Origin of the sequence: Faecalibacterium sp. BCRC 81149, from assembly GCF_022750605.1 — a bacterium.
Lineage (GTDB): Bacteria > Bacillota > Clostridia > Oscillospirales > Ruminococcaceae > Faecalibacterium > Faecalibacterium duncaniae.
In genome coordinates this window covers 1-23,950 of record NZ_QXJA01000007.1, presented here as the reverse complement: position 1 = coordinate 23,950, position 23,950 = coordinate 1, and the positions used below count along the sequence as shown (strand labels likewise).

General features: G+C 57.1%; 21 protein-coding genes, 1 tRNA gene and 3 pseudogenes. 22 read left to right on the top strand and 3 right to left on the bottom strand.

The features are described from left to right. Positions 1-124 precede the first annotated feature (124 nt). From D3F01_RS09065 to D3F01_RS09050, 4 genes are all read left to right on the top strand, one after another. Positions 125-2,047, top strand: a complete 1,923-nt coding sequence (locus D3F01_RS09065) for a hypothetical protein (protein ID WP_242888069.1) — start codon at positions 125-127, stop codon at positions 2,045-2,047. 17 nt (positions 2,048-2,064) lie between these two features. Then, complete coding sequence (tig, locus tag D3F01_RS09060; RefSeq protein ID WP_242888067.1) at positions 2,065-3,045, top strand: trigger factor; 981 nt, start codon at positions 2,065-2,067, stop codon at positions 3,043-3,045. Between the two features lie 4 nt (positions 3,046-3,049). Continuing rightward, a complete protein-coding gene (locus tag D3F01_RS09055; RefSeq protein WP_242888065.1) occupies positions 3,050-4,294 on the top strand; it encodes a ferredoxin family protein in 1,245 nt (414 codons plus the stop codon). A gap of 233 nt (positions 4,295-4,527) precedes the next feature. Beyond that, on the top strand, positions 4,528-6,561 hold the full coding sequence (locus D3F01_RS09050) for an ABC transporter substrate-binding protein (protein WP_242888063.1): 2,034 nt from the start codon (positions 4,528-4,530) through the stop codon (positions 6,559-6,561). A gap of 93 nt (positions 6,562-6,654) precedes the next feature. On the opposite strand, the gene D3F01_RS09045 is transcribed toward D3F01_RS09050, so the two are convergent. Both D3F01_RS09045 and D3F01_RS09040 read right to left on the bottom strand, forming a co-directional pair. After that, positions 6,655-6,957, bottom strand: a complete 303-nt coding sequence (locus D3F01_RS09045) for a Dabb family protein (RefSeq protein ID WP_097770964.1) — start codon at positions 6,955-6,957, stop codon at positions 6,655-6,657. Between the two features lie 70 nt (positions 6,958-7,027). Next, complete coding sequence (locus D3F01_RS09040) at positions 7,028-7,324, bottom strand: hypothetical protein (protein WP_242888060.1); 297 nt, start codon at positions 7,322-7,324, stop codon at positions 7,028-7,030. A gap of 1,170 nt (positions 7,325-8,494) precedes the next feature. On the opposite strand from D3F01_RS09040, the gene D3F01_RS09035 reads away from it, so the two are divergent. From D3F01_RS09035 to pepT, 8 genes and pseudogenes are all read left to right on the top strand, one after another. Then, positions 8,495-9,178: a F0F1 ATP synthase subunit A gene (locus D3F01_RS09035; RefSeq protein ID WP_242888058.1), complete on the top strand. Its 684-nt coding sequence runs from the start codon at positions 8,495-8,497 to the stop codon at positions 9,176-9,178. A gap of 37 nt (positions 9,179-9,215) precedes the next feature. Then, positions 9,216-9,440, top strand: coding sequence for an ATP synthase F0 subunit C (gene atpE / locus D3F01_RS09030; protein WP_005933085.1), 225 nt, complete (start codon positions 9,216-9,218; stop codon positions 9,438-9,440). 17 nt (positions 9,441-9,457) lie between these two features. After that, on the top strand, positions 9,458-9,949 hold the full coding sequence (atpF, locus tag D3F01_RS09025; protein ID WP_156065580.1) for a F0F1 ATP synthase subunit B: 492 nt from the start codon (positions 9,458-9,460) through the stop codon (positions 9,947-9,949). Beyond that, positions 9,939-11,693 (top strand): F0F1 ATP synthase subunit alpha, encoded by a 1,755-nt coding sequence (gene atpA / locus D3F01_RS09020; RefSeq protein ID WP_005933083.1) that lies wholly within the window; start codon positions 9,939-9,941, stop codon positions 11,691-11,693. Before atpF ends, atpA begins: the two co-directional genes overlap by 11 nt. Then, positions 11,680-12,558: an ATP synthase F1 subunit gamma gene (atpG, locus tag D3F01_RS09015; RefSeq protein WP_097770961.1), complete on the top strand. Its 879-nt coding sequence runs from the start codon at positions 11,680-11,682 to the stop codon at positions 12,556-12,558. The genes atpA and atpG overlap by 14 nt, the downstream gene beginning before the upstream one ends. 69 nt (positions 12,559-12,627) lie before the next feature. Continuing rightward, positions 12,628-14,042: pseudogene (gene atpD, locus D3F01_RS09010) on the top strand (F0F1 ATP synthase subunit beta). Beyond that, positions 14,042-14,449 carry an ATP synthase F1 subunit epsilon gene (gene atpC / locus D3F01_RS09005; RefSeq protein ID WP_097770960.1) on the top strand — a complete coding sequence of 136 codons (408 nt, stop codon included), beginning with the start codon at positions 14,042-14,044 and terminating at the stop codon, positions 14,447-14,449. The pseudogene atpD and the gene atpC overlap by 1 nt, the downstream one beginning before the upstream one ends. A 158-nt stretch (positions 14,450-14,607) precedes the next feature. Beyond that, complete coding sequence (pepT, locus tag D3F01_RS09000) at positions 14,608-15,825, top strand: peptidase T (RefSeq protein WP_097770959.1); 1,218 nt, start codon at positions 14,608-14,610, stop codon at positions 15,823-15,825. Positions 15,826-15,902: 77 nt separating this feature from the next. Here the strand turns inward: pepT and D3F01_RS08995 are convergent, their stop codons facing one another. Continuing rightward, complete coding sequence (locus tag D3F01_RS08995; protein ID WP_242888056.1) at positions 15,903-17,276, bottom strand: potassium transporter TrkG; 1,374 nt, start codon at positions 17,274-17,276, stop codon at positions 15,903-15,905. Positions 17,277-17,812: 536 nt separating this feature from the next. Here D3F01_RS08995 and D3F01_RS08990 point away from each other — a divergent pair. From D3F01_RS08990 to D3F01_RS08945, 10 genes and pseudogenes are all read left to right on the top strand, one after another. After that, positions 17,813-17,886 (top strand) — tRNA-Arg (locus D3F01_RS08990). Positions 17,887-18,283: 397 nt separating this feature from the next. Beyond that, on the top strand, positions 18,284-18,544 hold the full coding sequence (locus D3F01_RS08985) for a hypothetical protein (RefSeq protein WP_005924922.1): 261 nt from the start codon (positions 18,284-18,286) through the stop codon (positions 18,542-18,544). Beyond that, complete coding sequence (locus D3F01_RS08980) at positions 18,541-18,795, top strand: hypothetical protein (protein WP_005924919.1); 255 nt, start codon at positions 18,541-18,543, stop codon at positions 18,793-18,795. The genes D3F01_RS08985 and D3F01_RS08980 overlap by 4 nt, the downstream gene beginning before the upstream one ends. Further along, complete coding sequence (locus tag D3F01_RS08975; protein ID WP_186850388.1) at positions 18,758-19,654, top strand: DUF6017 domain-containing protein; 897 nt, start codon at positions 18,758-18,760, stop codon at positions 19,652-19,654. The genes D3F01_RS08980 and D3F01_RS08975 overlap by 38 nt, the downstream gene beginning before the upstream one ends. Continuing rightward, complete coding sequence (locus D3F01_RS08970) at positions 19,654-20,487, top strand: ParA family protein (protein ID WP_242888028.1); 834 nt, start codon at positions 19,654-19,656, stop codon at positions 20,485-20,487. Before D3F01_RS08975 ends, D3F01_RS08970 begins: the two co-directional genes overlap by 1 nt. Then, a pseudogene (locus D3F01_RS08965) lies at positions 20,444-20,779 on the top strand (ParB N-terminal domain-containing protein); the annotation flags it as partial. The gene D3F01_RS08970 and the pseudogene D3F01_RS08965, both read left to right, overlap by 44 nt. Continuing rightward, positions 20,760-21,245, top strand: a pseudogene (locus D3F01_RS08960) (conjugal transfer protein TraE); the annotation flags it as partial. The pseudogenes D3F01_RS08965 and D3F01_RS08960, both read left to right, overlap by 20 nt. Beyond that, positions 21,238-22,980 carry a C40 family peptidase gene (locus D3F01_RS08955; protein ID WP_207699205.1) on the top strand — a complete coding sequence of 581 codons (1,743 nt, stop codon included), beginning with the start codon at positions 21,238-21,240 and terminating at the stop codon, positions 22,978-22,980. The pseudogene D3F01_RS08960 and the gene D3F01_RS08955, both read left to right, overlap by 8 nt. Before the next feature lie 12 nt (positions 22,981-22,992). Then, positions 22,993-23,265, top strand: a complete 273-nt coding sequence (locus tag D3F01_RS08950) for a DUF4315 family protein (protein WP_015536499.1) — start codon at positions 22,993-22,995, stop codon at positions 23,263-23,265. Then, a partial coding sequence (locus D3F01_RS08945) for a DUF4366 domain-containing protein (RefSeq protein WP_242888026.1) occupies positions 23,249-23,950 on the top strand: 702 nt, incomplete at its 3' end. The genes D3F01_RS08950 and D3F01_RS08945, both read left to right, overlap by 17 nt.

Genomic DNA, 23,950 nt, shown 5'->3' with positions numbered 1-23,950 from the left:
CCCGTTTGCTGAAATGCAGGCGGGATATTTTATCTTCCGGGGGGGCTGCCCCCTTGCCTGCGCCGCCCGGAACCATTATACTGTAAGCTGTAATATTGTGGTTCAAAACCGAGGAGCATGTACAATGTCAACGATACTTTCTGAAAAGAGGACCCTTTCGCCCTGGGCAAAGGGCGGCATCGGGCTGGGTGCCGGAGCACTCCTGCTGGTGCTGGTGGGCCTGCTGTTCCCCACCGCGGCGGCGTTCTTCCCGCTGGTGAGCCTGTGGTGCAGCTGTGTGCTGTTCTACGGCGCGCTGTGGGTGCTGCACACTGCCGGTGTGGAGCTGGACTTCTTCCACCGCGCAGCCATCATCGCCTTCTGGGCCGGAGCTGTGCTCTACTTCTATTGGGCGCTGGGTCGGCGGCAGTTCATTTACGCCTGGGATTATGTGAACTACATTCAGAAGCAGTTCAATACCGAAGCGGCTTTTGCGCTGGGTCCGGTGGCCGGTTTTAAGTACATCATAAGCACATTTTCTGAAGACTACACCAATTTCATCACCTTGTTCACTGAGTTCCCGTTCTGCCTCACCGCAAAAACGGGTGACAGCTACGCTTTTGCGCAAGTATTCTGTGTGCTCCCCAGCCTTATGCTGATGCTGGCTGGTCTCACGATCAAAATCGGACAGATGCTGGAGGTCAAGAATAAATTCTGGTATTTTATCATCGGCTTTTCCTGGGTGCTGACCTATCCGTTCCTGCGAATGAGCGCTATGCTGGCACAGCCGGACTGGTTCGGTCTGATCTTCGCTTTTGCCATTCTGCTCCTCACATTGGACTACCGTTTTGAAAAGCTGGAACCGGGCCGGTTCGTGCTCATCTTCCTGGCAACGGCCGCCATTATCCTGAGCCGCCGCTGGTACTTATATTTTGTGGTGGGCTATTATTTTTCCTATGCGCTTCTGCTCTTTGTAAGCAGTACAAAGCTCGCAAAACAGGGCCAAAAGGGCCTTGCCCTGCGCCGAGTACGCAACCTCATCCTGTTTGGTATCTGCGCCATGGCAGCAATGGTGGTCCTGCTCTGGCCCATGGTCAGCAAGATCCTGGCTTTTAACTACTCCGACCGCTATTCGTACTATAATGTCGGCGGCATTGCAGTAGAGCTCTATTATCATGCCATGCGCACCGGCCTGCTGAACCTTATTTTGATCCTGTTTGGTTTGTGGCTCTGCGTCAAGCGGAAAAAGCCCAGCCTGCCTGTGTTGGCGCTGTGTGAGCTGATGCTCAGTATGCTCTTGTTTACCCGAGTGCAGAATTCCGGCTCCCATCAGATGCTGCTGTATGTGCCCGCCTATGTCATTCTGTTTCTCTGCGGTGCGGCGGGTCTGGCAGAGAGTATCGAGCATTTCAAAATACCAAAGCTTTGTTTCTGGGTCTTTACACTGTTGTTCGCCGTGTCGGTGCGGTGCTCCCCGCTCACTGTCATGGCCTTGCCAGAGTTCGTTATCCATGCGTTCCACCCGGCAGACCTTGCTGAGTATCAGCGGCTGGACGAGCTGACCTATGACCGCAAGGACAAACCGCAGATCCAGGCCATGGCACAATGGCTGGTTGAACATCTGGGGGAGGGCGAGGTTGCCTATATGATCCCGGATGACATGCTCTACAATCCCGGCCACCTGCGGAACTGTGACCTGCCCAACCATGCACTGGACGGCAAGTTGCCGGACAGCTTCTCGGTGCCGGGCACCCACTCTTTCCCCACCGGTTTCTTTGATGCCAGATATGTGGTAACTGCAGACCCGTTCCCCCTCTCACTGGCTCCGGACACGGAACTGGGCCACCGGTTCAACGCCGTTTTTCTTCAGCTGAGAGAGACTACCCACCAGCAAGTTGCGACCTTCGATATGGGCAACGGTACGGTGTTCACGATCTGGGAACGCACCACTCCCGTGACACGTGAGGAAGTGGAGACCTATCTCCATGAATTTGATGCTGAAAACGCCAAATACCCAGAAATGTTTTCCTCTGTTGTGGAAAACTGGCTGGCTGTTCATGGTTTATAAAAGGAGAGTAAAACGATATGTCCAACAACGCAAAAAATCTGCCAGAAGTAAAATTAGGCCAGTACAAGGGGCTGGCTGTCACCCGCCATGTGCGGCCGCTTTCCGAAAAGACCATTGACCAGGAGATGGTCCACCAGACCCGGATGCGCTCCGTCTACCACAACTCCACCGCCCCCGCCAAGCGCGGCAGCCGGGTCCTGCTGGATTTTGTCGGCTTCATGGACGGGGAGGAGATCCCCGACAGCCGGATGGAAAAGGTGATGGTGGTTCTGGGGGACGGCAAGCTGATGCCTGCCGCCGAGGATGCCATCTACGGCCACACCGCTGGCGAGACCTTCCGCTTTGATTTCACCTATCCTGAGCAGTTCCGGGTGGAGGAGCTCTCCGGCAAGACCGCGCAGTTTGAGATCAAGCTGCACTCCGTGGCCGAAAAGACCACCCCGGAGCTGAACGAGGAATTTGCCCGGGCACAGGGCTATGCAGACCTTGCCGCCATGCGCGAGGCCATGCGGGCCAAAAAGCAAAAGATCCACGAAGATGCCGCCGACCGCGCCGCCGGGCAGGAGCTGCTGGCAAAGGCCGGTGCCAACCTGACCGTGGACCTGCCCGAGGCCATGCTGGACCGCACCGCCGACAACGAGATGCGGATGCTGGAGCAGCGGCTCTCCCGCAGCAACATCACGTTGGAAAAACACTGCAAGAACAGCCACACCACCGCTGCCGCCCTGCGGGCAGGCTACCGTGACGCTGCCGAGCGGAACCTGCGCTCCATGCTGGCCTCCCGCTCCATTGCCGAGGCCGAGAACATCACCGTGAGCACGCTGGAGGTCAACAACGAGTACCGCCGCCTGTCCCAGCTGCAGGACACCCCGGAGGCCGACATCCGCCGGGTGCTGAGCCCGGACACCCTTGCCGCCGCACTGGTTGCACAGAAAGTCCAGCGCTTCCTGCTGGACAACGCCGACATCACCACGGTGATGGACCCTGAAAAGGAGTGATCCTATGAGTATCTTTACGCGCTACGCCATGGATGCGCTGATGAAGACCACCCACCCCGAGGTGAACCGCAAGCAGTGCTGGAACCTGCACCCCCACCGCACCCCCTGCACAGCCTGCAAGGACATCTGCCCCTATGGCGATGAGATCTTCACCCGCCCCAACCTCGTCAAGGACTGGGATCCCTGCACCGACTGCGGCCTGTGCGTCTCGGCCTGCCGGTCGGGCTGCATTGCCCCCTCGCCGGAGCAGGTGCAGCGGGATATCTCCCCTGCCGACAGCGATGGCGACACCATCTGGATCGGCTGCGAGAAATCCACCCGCAAGAACACCGTGGTGCGCACCTGCGTCTCGGCCTATTCGTGGGAAGCGCTGGCCTACCTTGCCCTGAACAAGAAGATCGTCCTCGACCTGACCCCCTGCGGCGAGTGCGAGAACGATGTCTGCGCCGAGCATCTGCGTGCCGTTCTGACCCGGCTGGTGGAGTTCTTCGGCCAGGCCCTGTTCGAGGCCCGGTTCACGCTGGCATACGAGCCGGACGATGCCCCCTTCCACGTCAAGGAATATTCCCGCCGTGAGATGATGGAGCAGGTGACCTCCGGCTCCAAAAAGGGCACCAAGCAGCTGCTGCGGATGCTGCCCGGCCTGCGCAGCGAGGACGAGAGCAGCCAGGATTTCCGGCTGCTGCTCCACCAGTACACCAAGCAGCTCAAGGCAGTGTCCGAAACGCCCCTGCGCTATGGCTACCACCTGCCCAACTTCACCCAGAAGTGCTTTGCCTGCGGCCGGTGTGAGAAGAGCTGCCGCAGCGGTGCCATCAAGTTTGAGGACCTGCCCGACGGCCAGACCCGCGCGGTGATCACGCCGTGGAAGTGCAGCGAGTGCGGGGTCTGCGTTGCCGCCTGCTCCAACGGCGGTCTGGACGGCCTGAAGCTGCGCCAGCTCACCAGCCTTGGCCCTGTCAGTGTCTACAAGTGCACCAAGACCCTCTGCAAGGAATGCGGCAAGCCCATTGCGCCCAACTGTGCGGACGGCATCTGTTCTGTCTGCCGCATCAAGCTGCGCACCAAAAAACGGCAGGAGGAGGCTGTGGCCCGCGCCAAGGAGCGTCAGGCCGAGCGCGAGGCCAAAAAGGCTGCAGAAGCAGCTGCAAAGGAGCTGGCTGCCGAGATGCAGCCCTCTCAGCCAGCGCAAAGCGCCGCTGCCCCTGAAGCAGGAGCCGCTCCCGCCCCGACCGAAAGCACCTGCTGATCGCTGGACCTCTCCGGGGCTTCGCATGGACGGAGAGGTTTTTATTGACGCAGCTCCAAAAAAATGCTATAATTCTTCTTAACCACCCAGCTGTGGTCGGGAGGACAAGTTACAAAGGCGTAACGGATGTGTTTCCGTTACGCCTTTTTTGCTTCCCGCTGCGGGGAAACAGCGGGCCTGTCGGCTTTGGGCGGCAACCAGACTTCAACACGAAGAAAAGAGGGAATTTCATTATGAAACAGTCTATTTCTCGTCGTCAGTTCCTCAAGGCAAGCGGCCTGGCAGCCGCAGGTGCCTGCGCCGCCGGTCTGCTGTCCAGCTGCGGCGGCAAGAGCGGCGGCAGCTCCTCCGGTTCTGCTTCCGGTGCGGATACCAGCAAGTACACCGTGCTTTATTCCAGCCAGCCTGCAACCCTGAACTATCTGACCACCGCCACCGACCTGGAAATGGTCGTGGGTGCAAACTGCGTGGACACCCTGGTCGAGTACGACAACAAGGGCGTGATGCGCGAGGGCCTGGCCACCAAGTGGGAGTGGGATGCCGACACCCTGACCTGGACCTTCACCCTGCGCGAGGAGAACTGGGTGGACAACAACGGCGAAGTCGTTGCCCCCGTGACCGCACAGGATTTTGTGGATGCCCTGCAGTATGTGCTGACCCCGGATTACGCTTCCTCCAACGTGGGCCTGGTCACCGCCTACATTGCCGGTGCGGACGATTACTACAACTATCACGTCTACCTGACCAATGCTGAAAACGGCACTGTGGACGATGACGGCACCACCTATGTCACCGATGGCAGCGGCAACGTGACCGTGACCGCAGCAGACGGCACCGCTTCCACCTACGCCCCCGTGGACTTTGATTCCGTGGGCGTGACCGCTGTGGATGACCACACCCTGGCCTACACCCTGACTTACGATTTCCCCGGCTTCCTGAGCCTGCTGTGCTACCTGCCCTATGAGCCCGCCTACGGCCCCCTGCTGAGCGAGATGGGCGACCAGTATGCCACCAGCGCCGAGACCCTGTACAGCTGCGGTGCTTTCTACCTGTCCGATTACGAGTCTCTGGAAACCTGGATCATGAAGAAGAACCCCGAAAACTATGATGCGGACAATGTCTTTATCGACACCATCAGCCGCATTTACAACGCCGAGGCTGCCGTGAACGGCCCCGAGATGATCAAGCGCGGCGAGATCGACGAAGCCACCATCGGCTCCGACATTCTGGACAGCTGGCTGGCCGACGATACCACCAAGGACATGGTTTCCATGGATCGTCCCAACACCAACTACACCTACTTCTACATGTTCAACTTCATGCCCTTTGCACACGAGTTCTCCAACTGGAGCGTTGAGGGCGTGGATGCAGAATACGAACCCGAGAACTGGGCCAAGGCCATCAACAACACCAACTTCCGCAAGGCCTTCCTGTACGGCATCAACAACGCCGTTACGCTGGCTGTCAGCGCACCTCTGGGCTACGACAGCTACAAGCTGAACACCATCACTCCCCCCAACTTCTGCGCCACCACCGATGGTGTGGACTACACCCAGTGCGGCGGCCTGGCCGACCTGACCGAGTTCTTTGACGAGGCCAAGGCCAAGGAGTACCGCGATGCCGCCATTGAGGAGCTGACCGCACAGGGGGTCACCTTCCCCATCAAGGTACAGCTGCCCTACAACCCCTCCACCACCGACTGGGACAAGCAGTGCCAGGTGCTCAAGCAGCAGCTGGAGGGTGTGCTGAACGACGGCACCGACTTCATCGACATCATCATCACCGCCGGCCCCTCCGACAGCTTCCTGTCTGCTGTGCGCCGCAACGGCAAGTTCGAGTTCCTGCTCTGCAACTGGGGCGCTGACTACTCCGACCCCGAGACCGAGACTGACCCGTTCTATCAGGCTGAGGATTCCCGTGGAATGCGCTATGCTTACCTGCGCACCGGCGTGGAAGACGGCTTCATCACCGGCGAGACCGCAGATGCTGTCATGGCCTACATGAACGCCATCGAGGCTGCAAAGCAGATCACCGATGACATCGATGCCCGCTACAAGGCCTTTGCCGATGCCGAGACTCTGCTCATTACCAACGCACTGGTCATTCCGCGCGGCATGAGCGTTCCCGCCTATCTGGCGACCCGCCTGAACTACTGGGAGGGCCAGTACGCTTCCACCGGCTTCTCCAACAAGCGCCTGAAGGGGATCCACGTCCTCGACCACTACATCTCCATGGACGAGTACGAAGCAAACCGTGACGCTCGCTGATCGTTCCATCTGCTCATAACACAAAATGCACCCCCTCTGCACGGCAGTTTCTGAAGCTGCACCGCAGAGGGGGTGTTCTTTTTGCATGTTCAGTTACACTTCAAAATCCAGGCAGACACGGGTCTTGGTGTAGGGGCGCACCTTGCCATCGGCCACAGCCACGTGGGCGGGGTGGGTGGAGTAGCCCTTGAGGGCAGCTGCATCGGTAAAGGTGGTGTCCAACATCAGGTCTGCGTTGGAAGAGGGCAGGCCGTTGATGTTCACATGCACCTCCACAAGGCCCGGGATCTGCCCTGCCAGGCCCTCCAGCCCGGTTTTGATGTTCGCCTTGATTTCTGCCTTTTCGGCGGCAGAAAGCTCGTCCTTGAGCTGCCAGAGAATGATATGCTTGACCATAAAAAATACCTCCTGCGTTTTCTCCATTGTAGCAGAGAAATGCAGGAGGTGCAATGCTTTTTGAAACGGTTCAATCGTCTTCCCGGCCTTTTTTCCAAGCGTGGTACATCAGCAGGAACACGGTGTCCGCAGCAATGCCGATAGAGAGCAGGCGGCTGCCGCCAATGGAAGTGTGGGGCAAAAACGGCGAAGCGACAAACACAACGGCATTAAAGAAATAGAACACACCGAACTTTTTCTCCCACATAGCCCGCTCTTCGTCATCGCTGAACTTCATCTGGTGCTTTTTGGAAAAACTGCGAAAGCCCATTACCAGCATGGCAGCGGCAGCAAACAGGTTCAGCAAAAGGGATGTGTCAAATTTCATGCGGGGGTACCTCCGTAAAAAATCCATAAACAAAAACCAGCCGGATCGAGGCGGTTGCAAGCCCTCGTCCGGCTGGATACTTACTTCTTCGGAGTCATAAGCCTCTTCTCCTTGGGTTCTCTCATTTTCGGAGTATGCGTTTCATAGGGTGACTCTCCTTAGAAACTACCTGAAACTGAAGAGTTCTATGCAAGGGGATGAACTACTCTAGTACATTGGACTGACCCTTCTCTTAACTGTTGGACTGCGGTACCGAGATTCTGAAGATGAATTTCATATTACCACATTCTTTCGAGTTAGATTTGCCAGGGATTCCATTGCTTAGTACATTGGAGTTACTCCTTTTTGGTCATTCAAACAGGTGCATCCGTGTAACTGTCCTCATCATGGGAGATCACCTCGGGCGGATCTATTTGAATTGCCAGGGGATTTATTCTGACAGACTGTACTGTTTTCGCATTTTTGATGCTCAAGACCGGCTCTTTGGTTTGTTTTGTTATACGGGGGAAACATCCCGTTTGTGGAGAGCCTCTGTTTTGCTTCTCAGCGAATCCCGACAGTCTGTCCGAACTGTGCGGGTTCCATATCAACCATCGGTCTCGCTCCTTTCTACTTAAAGTCAGCGGGGTTAGCTCTCATTTGAGCTTCTGCTGTACTTCTCTGGTTTCTGGCTTTATTATACAGGAAGATGCACAGTTTGTCTATTCGCAGAGTGCACAACAAATCAGACATGCTTTTGCATCAAAAGTCCAAAATTCTGGGATACATGAATTTCGTCTTTCCGGTGCACTCCTCCACCTCCCCGGGCAAAGGCTCTGCCCCGCAGATCGTGCCGGGCCATTGCGGAACTGCTCCGGCATATTAAATAGGTATCATCACAGAGCATGCAGCTATATAAATCTGATATGCCCGCTATACAATCCGTGAATAATAATGTCGATTTCACCTCATCCAAAGGCCAGAAAATGGTACAGATGGCTAAGAATCAGCAAAGAGATTGTGCAAATCGCATAGTTTCTCACCCGTACTTTTTGCAATCTGCACAACTGTTTTCATCCAAAGCAGAAACGGAATATAACAAAAAGTAGAATGTTAGGTGGAGGGCTGTAAAACCGACAGAAATCGTGCTATGATACCATCACAAATTAAGAAAGGAGAGAGTGCTAATCAATGAATGCGTTGACTGCTGCTTTGAAAGAAGAGCTGAATGTTGACATGATCACGGTGTTCGGGCTTTCCATTCCGGAGTCCGTGGTCGTGAGCTGGGGCATCATGGCGTTTCTTGTCATCGGCTCCATCCTGCTGACGCGGAATCTGCGGGTGGATCACATCACCAAGCGGCAGGCCATCCTGGAAACGGTCGTTACTACGATCAATGATTTCTTTGTGGGCCTGCTGGGCGAAAGTGGAAAGCGCTATGTCCCCTATCTGATGAGCGTGGCGCTGTACATCGGCTGCTCCAACCTGATCGGTGTGTTCGGCATCAAGCCCCCCACAAAGGATCTGAACGTGACTGCGGCCCTTGCTCTGATGAGCATCTGCCTGATCGAGTATGCCGGCATCCATGCACGCGGCGGCGTTGGCTTCCTCAAGAGCCTGGCTGCCCCCACACCCGTCATGGCCCCCATGAACGTGCTGGAGGTGGCCATCCGGCCCACCAGCCTGTGCATGCGACTGTTCGGCAACGTGCTGGGCGCTTTTGTCATTATGGAGCTGATCAAGCTGGTGGTGCCTGTGTTCGTGCCTGCCATCTTCAGCCTGTATTTTGACCTGTTCGATGGTCTGATCCAGACCTACGTCTTTGTGTTCCTTACCTCTTTGTTTATGAAGGAGACCATGGGAGACGAAGAGTAAACCCTTTCCATCATCAAATCAAAAGGAGATTAAAATTATGAACGGACTTATCGCTCTGGGCGCTGGCATTGCAGCGCTGACTGGTATTGGCGGCGGCATTGGCATCGGCATTGCAACCGGCAAGGCAACCGAGGCTATTTCCCGCCAGCCCGAGGCTTCCGGCAAGATCCAGACCAACCTGCTGCTGGGTGCTGCTCTGGCCGAAGGTACTGCAATTTTCGGTTTCGTCGTTGCACTGCTGATCATCCTGTTCCTGGGTTGATAACGGAGGCATGACGAATGCTGACACTGAATCTGAATCTTCTGTATACAGTCGTCAACGTTCTGATTCTGTTTTTGCTGCTGCGAAAATTCCTGTACAAGCCTGTTATGGGGATCATCGCACAGCGTCAGAAACAGGTGGATGACGCACTGAACGCCGCCGAGACCTCCAAAAAGGAGGCCGCTGCAGCCATGAACGCTGCGCAGGATAAGCTGCGCAATGTGGACACCGAGGCCGCTGCCCGCCGCGAGGCTTACGAGCAGCAGGCCGAAACTGCAAAACAGCAGCTGCTGGCCGAGGCCCAGAAGCAGGCCGATGCCATTGTAGCCGAGGGCAAGGCCGCTGCTGAGGCAGAGCGCCAGCACAAGCTGCGCGAAGCCGACGCACAGACCACCGCACTGGCCCGCGCCATGTGCGAGAAGCTGCTGAGCCGAAACCTGACCGAGCAGGACGATTCCCGTTTGCTGGACGATCTGCTGGAGAAAGCAGGTGCTGAGCATGGCAACTGAGTTCAGCCGCGAATTCTTCTCTGAGAACCGCATCGTCAAGGCCGATCTGCGCGCCGCACATCAGCTCCGTGAGGAGGACATCGCCCGCATCAAGGCCGAGGTCAAGAAGCTCTATGATGCCACTGAGGTCATCCTGAATGTCTCGGTGGACGAGAGCCTGCTCTCCGGCTATGTGCTGCAGGTGGGCGACCGGGTATTCGACAACTCTGGCCGCCACCAGCTGGATCAGATGATGGCTGGCAAGCCCTCTCTGGCCACCCTCAAGACCCGCATCGAGGATTACAAGCCTGCCCAGACCTCTGCCGAGGGCGGCGTGGTCATCTCCTCTGCCGATGGCATCGTGCAGGTGGAGGGCATGGACAAGGCCGTTTACGGCGAGATCGTCACCTTTGAGAACGGTGCCAAGGGTATGGTCGAAAGCGTGGACCCGGGCAAGCTGGGCATTATGCTGTTCGACGGTGCCGAGACCGTGGGCGTGGGCACTCTGGTGACCCGCAGCGGCAAGCGCGCCGGCATCCCTGTGGGTGATGGTTTCCTGGGCCGTGTCATCGACCCGCTGGGCGAGCCCATTGACGGCAAAGGCCCGGTGAACGCCGAAGGCTACAACCCCATCGAGAAGCAGGCCCCCGGCATTCTGGAGCGCCAGAGCGTGGACACCCCGCTTCACACCGGCATCCTGGCCATCGACTCCATGTTCCCCATCGGCCGCGGCCAGCGTGAGCTGATCATCGGCGACCGCCAGACCGGCAAGACCTCCATTGCCACCGATGCCATCCTGAATCAGAAGGACACCGGCGTGCTCTGCATCTATGTTGCCATCGGCCAGAAGGCTTCCTCCATCGCCCGCGTGGCCGAGGACCTCAAGAAGCACGGTGCCATGAGCTACACCACCATCGTGGCAGCCACGGCCTCCGATTCCGCCCCCCTGCAGTACATCGCACCCTATGCGGGCACTGCACTGGCCGAGTATTTCATGTCCAAGGGCAAGAGCGTCCTGATCGTCTACGACGACCTTTCCAAGCATGCGGTGGCCTACCGTGCCATCTCCCTGCTGCTCCGCCGCTCTCCCGGCCGTGAGGCTTACCCCGGCGACGTGTTCTATCTGCATTCCCGTCTGCTGGAGCGCTCCTGCCGGATGCGCGACGATCTGGGCGGCGGTTCCATCACTGCCCTGCCCATCGTCGAGACCCAGGCGGGCGATGTCTCTGCTTACATCCCCACCAACGTCATCTCCATCACCGATGGTCAGATCTTCCTGGAAAGCGCCCTGTTCAACGCAGGCAACCGCCCCGCCGTCAATGTCGGCCTGTCGGTCTCCCGTGTGGGCGGCGCTGCCCAGACCAAGGCCATGAAGAAGGCCAATTCCAACCTGCGTATCGAGCTGGCCCAGTACAAGGATATGGAGTCCTTTGCCCAGTTCAGCTCTGATCTGGACGCTGAGACCCGCCGCCAGCTGGAACACGGCAAAGCCCTGACCGAGATGCTCAAGCAGCCGCTGTACCAGCCCAAGTCCGATGCCGAGCAGGTGGTCGTGCTGACCCTGGCTTCCCACGGGATGCTGGACGACCTGCCGCTGGCTGACCAGCGCGCAAAGACCAATGCCTTTGTGCGCCAGTTCCACGCCGATGTTTCCGGCACCATGGACGCGATCACGTCCACGGGCAAGATCACCCCGGAACAGGTGGACACCATCCTGACCGCGTGGAAGGCATTCGCGGGAGGGGAGAGCAATGGCATCCAGTAAGCTGCTCAAGGAGCGGATCGAGAGCATTCAGGATACCATGAAGATCACGAATGCCATGTACCTGATCTCCTCCTCCAAGCTCCGCAAGGCCCGGCAGAACTACCAGAATGTTCTGCCCTACTTCACCCGGATGCGGGATACCATCTCCCGCGTGGTGCCCCACCTGCCCGACGAGCCGGAGCACCCCTTCTTCCACGAGCGGGATCTGGAGAACCCCAAGCGGGCCTACATCGTGCTGACCGCCGACAAGGGCATGGCCGGTGCTTACAACCAGAACCTGCTCAAGTTCCTGCGGGAGCACGCCGACCAGAACGACCGGTTCTATGTCATCGGTCAGGTAGGCTACCGTGCCCTGTTCCGCAAGGATCCCCGTCTGGTGGAGGATTTCCATTACGGTGCCACGGCTCCCACCCTGCAGCGCGCCCGTGATATCACGGTGGATGCCATCGATGATTTCAAGTCCGGCAAGCTGGACGAGATCTACATCGTCTACACCAAGATCCAGAACGCGCTGACCAGCGAGCCGGTCATGGAACGCCTGCTGCCGCTGGACCGTGCCCACCTCACGCCTGCTCCCAAGGGTCTGGGCGACCCCCGCGGCGAGGTGGAGATGTTCCCGGATGCCTGGACGGTGTTCGAGCAGACGGCCCCCATCTATATGCACGGCATGATCTTTGGTGCCATGACCGAGAGCTTCTGCGCCGAGCAGAGCGCCCGCATGACCGCCATGGATTCCGCCACCAAGAGCGCCAAGGATATGATCCACGATCTGGAGCTGGAGTACAACCGCTCCCGTCAGGGTTCCATCACCCAGGAGATCACCGAGATCATCGGCGGCGCGGCGGCAGTACAGAATAACGAGTAATGCTGGATGTGTTTCTCCCCTGTCGGGGGAGAAACACATCCCACACAACATAATGCAAGAGGCAATTGTATGATACAGGGAACTATTATTCGAGTAGCAGGCCCCGTGGTGGATGTCAAATTCACCGGGGGCAAGCTGCCTGCCCTGCAGGAAGCGCTGACCGTGACCGCAGAGGGCACTGAGCGCACCATGGAGGTAGCGCAGCACGTCGATGAAACGACGGTGCGCTGCATCATGCTTTCTGCCAGCGAGGGTCTGGGCAAGGGGATGGAAGTTACCGCCACCGGCCACGGCCTGAATGCCCCTGTGGGCGAGGGCACTCTGGGCCGCATGTTCGACCCGCTGGGCCGCCCCATCGACGGCAAGGGCCCGGTGGACGATCTGCCCCACTGGCCCATCCACCGCAAGGCCCCCAGCTTTGCGGAGCAGAAACCTGCAACTGAAATTCTGGAGACCGGCATCAAGGTCATCGACCTGCTGGCTCCCTACGCCAAGGGCGGCAAGATCGGCCTGTTCGGCGGTGCCGGTGTCGGCAAGACCGTGCTGATCCAGGAGCTGATCCACAACGTGGCCACCGAGCACGGCGGCTACTCCATCTTCACCGGTGTCGGCGAGCGCTCCCGTGAGGGCTGTGACCTCTGGGGCGAGATGAACGCTTCCGGCGTTCTGAACAAGACCGCGCTGGTCTTTGGTCAGATGAACGAGCCTCCCGGAGCCCGTATGCGGGTCGCCGAGACCGGCCTGACCATGGCAGAGTACTTCCGTGAGGAGACCCACAAGGACGTGCTGCTGTTCATTGATAACATCTTCCGTTTCGTGCAGGCAGGCAGCGAGGTCTCCGCCCTGATGGGCCGGATGCCCTCCGCCGTGGGCTATCAGCCCACCCTGGCCAATGAGCTGGGTGCCCTGCAGGAGCGCATCACCTCCACCCGCGACGGCTCCATCACCTCGGTGCAGGCCGTCTACGTCCCCGCCGACGACCTGACCGACCCGGCTCCTGCAACCACCTTCGCCCATCTGGACGCAACCACCGTTCTGAGCCGTAAGATCGTGGAGCAGGGCATCTACCCCGCTGTCGATCCGCTGGCTTCCACCTCTCGTATTCTGGAAGCCGACATCGTGGGCGAGGAGCACTACCGTGTGGCCCGCAAGGTGCAGGCCACTTTGCAGCGCTATCAGGAGCTGCAGGACATCATCGCCATCCTGGGTATGGATGAACTGAGCGAAGAGGACAAGCTCACCGTCACCCGTGCCCGCAAGCTGCAGAAGTTCCTCAGCCAGCCCTTTGTGCGGTGGCCGAGAACTTCACCGGCCTGAAGGGTGTGTACGTCCCGCTGGCAGAGACCGTCAAGGGCTTTGCCGCCATTGTGGACGGCCAGTGCGATGACCTGCCCGAGTGGGCATTCTTCAACGTGGGCACCCTTGCGGATGCCCGCAAGAAGTACGCAGACAAACAGGCGGAGGAAAAGGGCGGTGCCAACTGATGGAAAAGTTCATCCTGAACATCACGGCTTCCAGCGGTGAATTCTATCAGGGCTACTGCGAAAGCCTGACCCTGCCCACTGGCGACGGCGTGTACGGCGTGCAGGCCGGGCACAACCCCGTGCTGGTGGCCCTGCACATGGGCATTGCAAAGTTCACCGTGGACGGTGAGACCCGCGAGGTGCTGGTGGGCGACGGCATTGCAGAAGTGACCCCCACCTTTGTCCTGCTGCTGGTGGACAGCGCCGAGCGGCCCGAGGATATCGACCGCAACCGCGCCGAGGCTGCCCGCATCCGGGCCGAGGAGCGCCTGCAGCACAAGCAGAGCATGCACGAGTACTACCAGAGCAAGATCGCACTGGACCGCGCCATGCAGCGCCTGCAGACGGCCGCCAAATACAAGCGTTAAACACTCCCTCAAACAAAACACCGTCAGCCTGACACAACGGGCTGACGGTGTTTTTGTTGTTTCACTGCGCTTCGATCTGCGCTCCCCTGCTGCACCCTCTTGTAAATTGCCGCGGAAAAGCGTATCATAGAATCAAATACAAGCAAAGGAGCATTCTTATGCGTGCATACGAGCGACTGTTGAATTATGTCCGCGTTTACACTACCTCCGACCCCGAGAGCGGCACCCACCCCTCGGCAGAGCGGGAGTTTGACCTGGCCCGCCAGCTGGTGGAAGAGATGAAGGCTCTGGGCATCGAGGATGCCCGGGTAGACGAACACTGCTATGTCTACGGCAGCATCCCCGCCACCCCCGGCTGTGAGGACAAGCCTGCCCTGGGCCTGATCGCCCACATGGATACCGCCCCCGATGCTTCCGGCGAGGGTGTCACCCCCATCCTGCACGAGAATTATGACGGCCGCGATGTCACCCTGCCCGCCACCGGCATGGTGATGAAGGTCTCCACCTTCCCCTTCCTGGCCGACCTCAAGGGTGAGACCCTGATCACCACCGACGGCACCACCCTGCTGGGCGCAGACGACAAGGCCGGTGTGGCAGAGATCCTGACCGCCGCCGAGATCCTCCTTGCCGAGGGCCGCCCCCACGGCAAGCTCTGCATCGCCTTCACCCCCGACGAGGAGATCGGCGAGGGCGCTTCCCTCTTCGATATCCCGGGCTTTGGCGCGGATTTCGCCTACACCGTTGATGGCGGTGACGTAGGCGGCATCGAGTATGAGAACTTCAACGCAGCTGCCGCCACCGTGACCATCCACGGCTTCTCGGTGCATCCCGGCTCCGCCAAGGATGCCATGATCAACGCCTCCAATGTGGCCATGGAGTTCCACACGGCCCTGCCCATCATGGCCCGTCCCGAGACCACCGAGGGCCGTCAGGGCTTCTACCACCTCTGCCAGATGTACGGCGACGTGACCAACGCTAAGCTGGGCTACATCCTGCGCGACCACGATGCCGACAAGCTGCAGTACAAGAAGGATAACCTCCTCCACATTGCCGATTACCTCAACGGCAAGTACGGCCCCGGCACCGTGGAGGTGGAGATCAAGGACAGCTACCGCAACATGCTGGAAAAGATCAAGCCCCACTTCCATCTGGTGGAGAACGCCCGCAAAGCCATCGAAAAGGCCGGTCTAACCCCCGAGGAAGTACCTGTGCGCGGCGGCACCGATGGTGCCACCCTGAGCTGGAAGGGCCTGCCCTGCCCCAACCTGGGCACCGGCGGCTTCAACTTCCATGGCGTGTGCGAGTGCACCACCGTAGAGCGCATGGACAAGGCAACCGAAATCCTGCTGAATATCGTGGAGATCTACAGCAAATGATTCCGCTCCCGAAACGTTTCCACGCTGACTGCACATAAAAAATGGACGGCTCTCGAAAACGAGAGCCGTCCATTTTTTTATCCTACGTTGATCTGTCCAACGGGCAGGATCTTGCGCTTGTTGTCATCGGGTTTGCTGGTCAGGCTGATGGCAAAGGACACCGGGCCCACACGGCCCATGAACATCACCAGCATGTACAGCAGCTTGGCCCCGGTGTTCAGCTGGCTGGTCACGCCCACCGAAAGGCCCACGGTACCAAAGGCGGAGCAGGATTCAAAGATCGCGTCAATGACCGTTACGGCATCCGAGGTGTTGTAATAGACCACCACGGCAGAGCCCAGCGCTGCCACCATGCCCAGCATGATAATGGTCAGCGCACGGTAAACGGTCTTGGATTCAATGTGGTGGCCGCCGATGACACAGTCATCCCGGCCCTGCGCCACGCTGCGCATGGTCAGGATCAGAACGGCAAAGGTGGTCACCTTCACACCGCCGCCGGTGGAACCGGGAGCCGCGCCGATGAACTGCAGAACGCTCATCAGCAGCTTGGTGATGGGCCCGCAGGCGGCCAGGTCGATGGTGTTCATACCGGCAGTACGGGTTGACACCGACTGGAACAGGGCCGCCATCACCTTGCCCGGCACGGACAGCCCGCCCATGCTCTTGGGGTTATTCCACTCCATCAGACCGATGAGGACGGCACCGCCCACCCACAGGATGCAGGAAAAGAGCAACACCATCCGGGCATGGAGAGACAGGTGCCGCTTCTTGCGCCACTCTCCGATCTCCACCCAGACCATAAAGCCCAGACCGCCTGCCATGATCAGGAACATGATCACAGCCTGTACATAATAATTACTGACATAGGGAGCCAGCGAGGAATACTGCCCGAACCGGCCAAACAGATCGAAGCCCGCATTGCAGAACGCCGAGATGGCCGTGAATGCGCTGATCCAGATGCCCTCCGCACCAAACTGCGGCACAAAGGCGATCATCAGAAGCATCATGCCAATGATCTCAAAGGTCATCGCCAGCTTGACCACGATCTTCAGCACATCGGTAGCCTGCGAGTATCCGCTGGCCGAAACGCTTTCTCCCAGCAGCCGCAGGTCCTTAAAGCCCATCCGGCGTTTGGCCGCCAGCGCAAAAAAGCTGGTCAGTGTCACCAGGCCCAGACCGCCCACCTGGATCAGCAGCAAAACCACCGCCTGCCCAAAGGGCGTGAACTGCGTCCAGGTATCCCGCACGACCAGACCTGTCACACAGGTGGCACTGGTGGCAGTGAACATGGCATCCACCACGCCCAGCCGACCGCTGCGGCTGGAAATGGGCAGTGTCAGCAGCAGCGTTCCCAGCGCGATCAGCAGCACAAAGCTGATGCAGATGACCTGCGTTGCACTGCTGCCCAGCAGCCAGCCGCGCCGACGCGATGCTCTCTTTTTCCGTTTCATCCCCATAAGTTGGCTCCTTTTTGTGCCGGGCCGCCTGTGCTGCACCTGCACTTCATTCTGCACCCATGCCGCGCATGAGCGCCTCTCCTATAGGATACACCTTTTTTCTTTCCGATTCAACTTGATTTTGTTGGGAAGTTGCGGTATTATAATATGGTATCCGTCTTCATAGCTCAGCTGGATAGAGCGTTCGCCTCCTAAGGTTGCGTTACAACGGCCACCTCAAAAAAAACTAAATAAGGGATTGCAGTTCGACTTTGATCGGGCTATAATCATATATCAGACACGTCCATATAGCTCAGCTGGATAGAGCACACGCCTCCTAAGAATTCGGTCAACCTGATACCTTGGGTGCAGAAGTGATTGCTCTATTCAAAAGCAAAACCGAGAATCACGGTTTTCTCAACAAATTTTGATGCAACAACTTTACCATCGTCCCGGTTGCAATGCAGTCGGTCACTTCGTTGTGAAAAGCATTCCACACATTTGTTTCCAAGTGCGTTGAATTTCAAAAAATCAACGATAATACATAATATGCCTCAGTAGCTTAGCTGGATAAAGCGCCTCCCTCCTAAGGAGGAGACCGCAGGTTCGAATCCTGTCTGGGGTATCCCTTTAAGAAAATGCGAAGGTCATTTTTCCATGTGAAAGACGATCTTCGCATTTTTCATTTTGAACCTATCACCAAAATTAGCCAGCTAATGCCATTAGCAGAATTTTCGGTTCCAGCTAATAAAATCAGGTTCCCAGCTAATGAAGCCCCATAAAGCACCTTTTGAACTCTGTTTTCCGGCTCTCTGCTAAAATTGGTAGCCGCTTTCCTGTAAATCCATGTAAATACAAGATAATTTGTGTAAATCTATTTTCCACATTCCTGCCCGAAACCGTGCAAAACACTTTTCTCCATACATAGCGCGTTCACTCGCTGTTCTCTCGGAACAGAAAGAGGAACGCGCTTTTTTATTTTCGGGCTGAACTTCCCGAATCCGTCAAAGGAGGGTTTACCGATGAAAAAAGTTCTGACCGTCACGATGGACGGTATCCGCTACCATGCTTCCCGCCCGGCAGATTGCCGGCACTGCTTCTTCTGGAAGAACCGAAAGAAGGGCTGCGTTCTCGGCAAAGAGAACTGCTACTATCTGATCGAGCCGCCCAAAGGCCCCAGCAAGTGCGAAGGGTGCCCCTACAAGCGGGCAAAGCCCTGTGTGCTGGTTCCCTGTTACAAAGACCTGATGACACCGCTGGAGAAACGAGGTGATGCCAAGTGAGCCACAAGCGAAACGAAGCCCTGCGCCATGTTCAGCACTCCATGCACCATGTGATCGCCGCTGGCGAAGGTTCTGACCGTGCCCCGGACAGCTGCAAGCTGTGTCCGTACTATCGGCCCGATTTCAAGTTCCGCACCTGCCTGTATGCCCACTGCCCTTATAAGAAGCAGGTCAATGTATTCCGTTCCACACCTGAAAAATGGGATATTCTCTATGCCCGAAAGAAAGCCGACAAGAACCGCAGACCTTGATTACTTCTATGGGCAGTCCAGCGAGCTGTTCTCCTTCTACCGGATTCCCAAGCTGTTGTTTCATGACAGCCGCTTCCAACCGCTTTCCACAGATGCCAAAACGCTGTACGGTATCCTGCTTGACCGCATGAGCCTGTCAGCCCGGAATGGTTGGTTGGACAAGGCTGGGCGGGTGTTCATCATCTATACCGTGCAGGAAGTGCAGGATTCACTGGGCTGTGCCGATAAAAAGGCGACCAAGCTGCTGCGAGAACTTGAAGAGTACGGCCTGATTGAACGCAAACGGAGGGGGCTGGGCAAGCCCGATCTCATCTATGTGAAGAATTTTTCGTCAGAATCGTCAAAACTACGCTTTCTGAATCGTGATAATGACGATTCTGGAGTCGTCCAGAATACGCTTCAAGACCCGGCCAAACTACGATGTAATAAGACTGAGAGAAATAATACAGAGATAAGCGATACTGATCCTATCTCTTCCGATGAAAACGACTGGATGAGCGAACGTGAACAACTGGAAGAATATTTTTCTCAGGCTTTGGAGGTAGACCTTCTGCTCCGGCTTTGCCCGGATGATGAGGACACCATCTATCAAATCGTGAATTTGCTGGTGGATACCTGCGCTACCAACCGTAAGCTACTGCACATTGCCGGGGACGATAAACCTGCCGAGGTGGTACGCAGCCGGTTTATGAAGCTGAACGCCGACCATATCCGTTTTGTGCTGAAGTGCCTTGCAGAGAACAGCAGCCCAATCCGAAACATGAAACAATATCTGCTCGCTTCTCTGTATAACGCACCCACCACGATGCAGCTTTCCTACCAGAACCAAACCAACCACGACTTAGCGATGCGGAGGTGATGAAAATTTCAAAGAAAGCAACTACGATTGCCATCGTCAACCAGAAAGGCGGCACCGGTAAGACCACGACCTGTGAAAATCTGGGCATCGGTCTGGCGATGGAGGGCAAGAAGGTCCTGTTGGTGGACGCTGACCCGCAGGGCAGCTTGACCATCAGCATGGGCTGGCAGCAGCCCGATGAATTGCCCACAACCCTTTCCACCCTGATGCAGAAAGCCATGAACGACCAAAGTATTCCGCCCGGCGAAGGTATCCTGCACCATGCGGAGGGCGTTGACCTGATTCCGGCAAACATCGAACTGGCAGGGATGGAAGTGTCTCTCGTTAACTGCATGAACCGGGAGAAGATGCTCAAACAGGTGCTGGAAGGCGCAAAGCGCGACTACGATTTCATTCTGCTGGATTGCACCCCTTCCCTTGGGATGCTGACCGTAAATGCACTGGCGGCGGCAGACACCACCCTGATTCCGGTGCAGGCGCAGTACCTGTCTGCAAAGGGTCTGGAGCAGCTTTTGCAGACTGTGCAGAAAGTCCGGCGGCAGATCAACCCCAAGCTGAAAATCGAGGGCATCCTGCTGACTATGACCGACAGCCGCACCAACTACGGGCAGCAGATTGACAACCTGATTCGAGGTGCCTATGGCAGCAAGATCAAGGTGTTCGACCAGACCATTCCCCGGTCTGTCCGTGCTGCGGAAATCAGTGCCGTGGGTAAGAGTATTTTCCAGCACGACCCCAAAGGCAAGGTGACAGAAGCCTACCGCTCTCTGACAAAGGAGGTGATGGCGAATGCCGAAAAACAGCTTAAACGTGTCGCTGAAAGGGGCAGATGACATCTTCTCCACCGAAGAATCCCGACAGGAACAGCAGCGGGAACAGGTTCAGCAAATTCCCATCGGGGAGCTGTTCCCTTTCAAGAACCACCCCTTTAAGGTCTTGGATGATGAGTCCATGCAGCGCACGGTGGAAAGCGTAGAACAGTACGGCGTGCTTTCTCCGCTGATTGCACGTCCACGCCCGGAAGGTGGCTACGAGATCATCTCTGGGCACCGCCGTCAGCACGCTGCACAGCTTGCTGGGCTGGATGCCCTGCCTGTCATCGTCCGTCAGATGGATGATGATGCTCATCGTGCAGGATGCCGTGTGGGGGCGTGTGACCGCCAACCGCAGTGCCGGAAAATCCACCCGGTACTATGCAGACGAGTTCCATTTGCTCTTGAAGGAAGAGCAGACTGCTGCTTATTCCGTTGAGATCTGGAAGCGTTTCCGCAAGTGGGGCGGCATCCCGACAGCCCTAACGCAGAACGTCAAAGATCTGCTGGCAAGTCCCGAAGTATCGAATATTTTTGAGAACTCGGACTTTGTGTATATGCTCAATCAGGCGAACGGTGATAGGCAGATTCTCGCAAAGCAGCTCAACATCTCGCCCCATCAGCTTTCCTACGTCACTCACTCTGGTGAGGGCGAAGGGCTGCTGTTCTTCGGCAACGTGATCCTACCCTTTGTTGACCACTTCCCGAAAGACCTTGAACTCTACCGCATCCTTACGACCCGCCTTTCCGAAGTTGCGGAGGCTCAAAAGCATGAGTGAGAAACAGCCAAAGCTGAAATTTGAGGAAGACAAGGAGCGCACGGCCACGCGCTCTCCTCCGAAAAAGTCCAAAGTGGAGCAGTCTAAGCCCAAAAAGCAGAAACTGAAGCAGGATGCAGACAAGGCAGCGGAAAAGGCGCAGCACCTGCGTTTTGGCAAAGCAGAGATCACCCCGGATGAAGCATCCCGCATGACAAAGCAGCAGAAACGTGCTATGTATGCCGCTGCCGCCGCCCGGTCTGCGGTGCATCGGGAGGTTGACCAGTACGAGGACGATAATGTGGGCACGCAGGCTTTAAGCGAGGGCGAAAAGGCAGCAGGAAATGTCCGGGATATTTCCAAGAGCATCTATGCCCGGAAGCTGAAAAAGAAAGCCAAGATGCAGGGCAAGAAGGGTGCCAAAACCGCACAATCTTCCCCACAGAAGCCGACTGCGGCACAAGATGCAGGCGCATCCGGCACCGGCGAGGGCGGCTCCAACTGGCTCTCCCGATGGCGGCAGAAACAGGACATTCGGCAAAGTTACTATGCCGCCGCCCATTCGGGCACAGCGGCGCAGACCGCAGGCGGCAAAGCGGCATCCAACGGTGCATCTGCCACCCGATCCGGCGTGGAGCAGGTCATCGACAAAGGAAGATCGGTGGTCAGCACCGCAGTCAACGGCATTGCCAATTTTGCAAAAAGCAACGCGCACGTTCTTTTGATCGTGGGCGTTTTTCTTTTGCTCTTGCTGCTGGTCATGTCGGCATTTTCGTCCTGTTCCATTCTGTTTTCCGGCACCACGCAGGTATCCGGTCAGACCATTTACACCGCAGAGGACCGGGACATCCGGGGAGCCGAAACCGACTACAAGAAGCTGGAAAAGGAACTGGATAAGAAAATCAAACGCACCCCCGCCGACCACCCCGGCTATGACGAATACCGATACCATCTGGATGCTATTGAACATGATCCTTGGCAGCTCACTTCGTTCCTGACTACTCTTTATGACGACTACACCCGCAGCGAGGTGCAGGCAAAACTCAAGGAGACGTTTGCCAAGCAATACAAGCTGACCACATGGGTGGAAGTCCAGACCCGGTACCGCACGGTAGTGATGATCGACATTTTTACTGGCATCCCCTACACCGTGCAAGTCCCCTATGAGTATCGAATTTTTCACACAAAGCTGGTGAATAAAGGGCTGGAGGTCGTTATCCGGGAGGAACTGGACAACGACCAGTGGAAACGCTATGAGATCTTTCAGGATACGTTGGGTGGTCGGCCATATCTGTTCAAAGGTGGACTGCCGCCCGGTGGCTCCGATGGCTCTGGCGCGCCGGGCATTGATTATCAGGTTCCAGCGGAAGCCTTGACGGATGAGGAATTTGCCGCCATCTACAAGGAAGCCCAAAAGTATGTGGGTACGCCCTATGTGTGGGGCGGCTCTACCCCGGAAACTGGCTTTGACTGTTCAGGCTACGTTTGTTGGGTCTACAACCAGAACGGCTACGATGTGGGACGCACCACCGCCAACGGCCTGTGGAACAAGAGCCAGCACATCAGCGAAGCCGAAGCAAAGCCCGGTGACCTTGTTTTCTTCGAGGGAACGTATGATACTCCGGGAAAAAGTCATGTGGGCATCTACCTTGGAAACGGGATGATGGTGTCCGCCGGCGACCCCATCAAGTACGCAAACATTCACTCGTCCTACTGGCAGAAATATCTGTCCGGTTTCGGGCGGCTCTCAAAATGATTGGAGGAAAACATGAGCGAAAAACTCGATAAGCTGCGCGCTTCTCTGGAAAAGGAAAGGGAGCGTCGCATTAAGATCAACACTCGCATTGAAAGCCTTGAACGACGGATTCAGGAAGCAGAAGCTGCCGAGGTGAATGAGATGGTGCGCACCGCCAAGGTTACGCCGGAACAGCTTGCCGCCCTGCTGCGCCAGTCTGCAACTTCCACTCCGACCCCGGCTGCGTTGTCCGCAGTCGGTGCTACGTTCAACAAGGAGGAATCTGATAATGAAGATGATGAATAAGTTCTGTGCCCTGATGTTGTCGGTGGCACTGTGCGCTGGCATGGCGGCTCCTGCTTTTGCCTATGGCGGTGAGCCTACGGAGGAAGTGGAACAGCCTGTCCTGACTTCTACCACCGATGAAGAAGATGTAGTCACCGTGACCGATGAGGAAACCGGTGCTCTGACCCCGGAGGGCAACCTGACACTGGTGGACGATTACCACACCAATTATTCCGATGGCAGTGGTCAGCAGTTCATTACGCTGGTGTCGAAGTCCGGCAACACATTCTATCTGGTCATTGACAGGAATAGTAAAGGGGCGCAGACCGTCCATTTTATGAACCTTGTGGATGAAGCCGACCTGTTGGCTCTGATGGAGGAAGAAGATGCGGACGCTTATACCGCCGAAAAGGAAGCGGCGGCGCAGGCTGAACAGGACAGGCTGAAAGCCGAGGAAGAAGCCAAGAAAGCCGCAGAAGAAGCGGCGGCATCCGGCACGGAACAGCTCAAGGAAAACAAGGTCACAAAGATCGCATCCGGCTTTCTGGGTGTGGTCGTGCTGATTGCACTGGCGGCAGGCGGCGGTTATCTCTATATCAAGATGAAGGGCGTAAAGCCTGCGTCCAAGAAAAATCAGCCGGACCCGGATGCGGATTATCACGATGAGGATGAAGATACGCTCCAGCTGCCGGAGGATGATGGTGAC